At 68.9% G+C, this 2,603-nt stretch carries 1 protein-coding gene and 1 pseudogene; both read right to left on the minus strand.

From position 1 onward, the window contains the following. Window positions 1-581, minus strand: a pseudogene (locus tag AB0442_RS42150) (hypothetical protein); the annotation flags it as partial. 334 nt (window positions 582-915) lie between these two features. Then, complete coding sequence (locus tag AB0442_RS42155) at window positions 916-2,307, minus strand: hypothetical protein (RefSeq protein ID WP_366168799.1); 1,392 nt, start codon at window positions 2,305-2,307, stop codon at window positions 916-918. Between the last annotated feature and the right edge of the window lie 296 nt (window positions 2,308-2,603).

The raw sequence follows: 2,603 nt of genomic DNA on the forward strand, positions 1-2,603 counted from the left end.
GTCGCATCAAGCGACGGCCCGGCGGGGCTTGATCCGACGCGCGACGAATCCACTCGGCCGGCCGGCCCGGCCTCCACGGCGGCAGGCCCGTGCCCGGCGGCGGCCTCGGCCCGGCGGCGGGCGACGAGCATCTCGTAGCGCAGCGCGTGGGCCGTGCGCAGCAGCCGCTGGACGGCGGCGGTGGCGCTGCGCTCCAGCAGGTCGAGGGCCTCGGTGCCGCGCGGATCGGCCTCGCCGTGGCGGGAGGTTTCCAGGTTCTGCAGGAAGCGGGCCGCGGCGCGCTGCACGCCGGCGGCGACGTCGAGGAGCTCCTGGGCGCCGGCGTCGGCCCCGTCCCGGGTTTCGACGCGCGAGGCAATCAGGGCGTCCGCCACCGCCCTCTGCTGCCCCTCGGCGCGGCGGCGCCGGTAGGCCTTCGACGAACACGACCGCGAGCAGTACACCGGCCGCCGACCCGGACCGGTGGCACGCAACCCCATCCCGCACTCCGGGCAGACCGGCCCCTCGGGCGGGAGCTTGATCCCTCGCGCGTTGATTCCGTCGGCAACCTTGATGCCCCGCGCGTCGAAACTCTCGTCCATGACCGGGGAGCGTAGCCGGTGTCCCGGACAGCACCCGCCCCGGTCCGAAGAACCACCAGTGCGCACGCCGCCACCGGCCGGTTGCGCATGCGCAACCACCCATGCGCGTGCGCACGGCAACCCGGTGTGCGCACGCGCATCCGACACGGAGACGGCCGTACATGCGCACGGAACCAAATGCGCAGGTGCGCAGCCGGCCGGGCCGGGGTGCGCAGGCCGGTGCGCAAGCGGCTCGGGTGCCGTGCGCAGCCGGCTGGCTGGCCCAAGGGCGCGATCGGGACGCGGGTCGGCCCGGCCGCCAAGAGGGGGAGCGGCCTTCGAACTCGCTAGCCGGCTAGTTCTTCGGGATTTCCCACTGCCAGGGCAGGGATCCGATCCGCTTCGCGGTTTCCGCCCCGGCATCTGCCCATGGCGGCGGGGCGGATACTTTCACTCGTCGCTGCCCAGGCATGGACGAGCGTTCTTCCTTGCCATGGGCCTGGCCAGCTTCGGAGAGGGGCGGGGTGAATCCCGGCCGAGCACGTCTCACCGTTTCCAGGAACGCCGCCAGGGCGAAGCCGCCGTCTTTCACTCGTTCCAAGAGGCGGGCGGTCTCACGTAGCTCGGTGAAGCTCTGGCCCAGCGCGGCCGCAACCAATGCGCTCCGCAACTGGATCCCCATGTCGCGATCGTGCCGTGCCACGTCGGCCAACCTCATGATCGCTGATGGAGGCAACGCCGGCCCCAAAGCGTCGCCGCGGTTGGGCGAGATCGTCCGGTGGTCATCGGAGTTCTCCGCATTGTCCGCGGACATTGCGGCGGCCTGGCCGCTCATCGGCACACCGGTGTCCGCGGCCGACTCGGTCACCTCCTCCGCATCCAGCTCATCTCCCGCCTGGTCTGCTTCCAGCAGCGCCAGCTGCTCAGCAGCATCGTCCAACCGTTGGGTGTTGGCCTCCATCTCGGCAGTGATCTGCGCGAGGTCGGAGGAGACGTCGTTGCTGAAGTCGAAGGCCGGCGGAGCGGGCAGGTTCGGTATGGGGAAAACCGGCAGCGGTTCGGTGAGTTCGTCCGAGTTCTGTTGTCCGGCCGCTGATCGCAGGTCCTGCACCTCGTCCTGCAGCTGAGCAGTGTGAACGGCCGCACGGGATGCAAGTTCTAGGGCTCTTGTGCGCTCGGACTGCGCGTGGCTCAGCTGGGCTGCGGCCGTGGTGTGGTGCTGACCTGCGGTAACCAGCTGCTGGCTCGCCCGGCCGATGGCTTCGGCGTCTCGTGTTCGCTGGATGAGTAGCTGAAGCTGGTGGTGCTTGAGCATGGTGATCTGGGACTCGAGTTGCGCAACCATGGCCGTCAACATGGTCACGCGCCCGTCCGCGGCCAGGAGAGCGTCCTTCGTTGCGCTGTAGAGTTCGCGCATCTTCAGCAGCTCTTCCTGCGCACTGATCAGCTGCCGCTGGAGGCCGACCACTTCCAGCGAGGCGGGATCCTTCACCGGGGTGGGGGCCGTCAGGTGCTCGTGCCACAGCTTCTTCGCCTGGGCGATCCAGTTCTGCTGTTGCTCAAGTGAGCCCGAGCAGACGTCGGCCACCGCTTCCACGAAGTCCCAGGTCAGCTCCCCGCCCTTGAGCATTCGGAAGGCGGCTGTCCGTTTTGGGACTGCACCGTCGCGGAAGTGGACGTCGGTCAACTCCGCGATGAGCTGCGTGCGGGTCAACGGCCGGCCCTCGAGCCACTCGGACATGAGCATGGCAAGCTCGTTGGCCTGCTCCGAAGCGCCCAACATGTCCTTGGACGCCGGACGTCCCCGGCGAGGCTTCTGTGGCACCGACTCCCTCATTGTTCGCGGACAACTCCGAACAAGTGCAGCCCTCAGAATCTCGTGCGCGGTGACTCCCTGTCAGGTGGATCGTGAGATCAGCAGCCATTCACACCGATCAAAGGGAGCCCTCGCCTCGATCGTTCACGCGCGCGCGCCGGCATGAGGGGTTCGGCTGGGCTGTCCGGTTCCTGATGATTCGTCCTGCGGTGTGATGCTCGCTGGTC

Origin of the sequence: Kitasatospora sp. NPDC085895 (genome assembly GCF_040702125.1) — a bacterium.
Taxonomy (GTDB): domain Bacteria; phylum Actinomycetota; class Actinomycetes; order Streptomycetales; family Streptomycetaceae; genus Kitasatospora; species Kitasatospora arboriphila.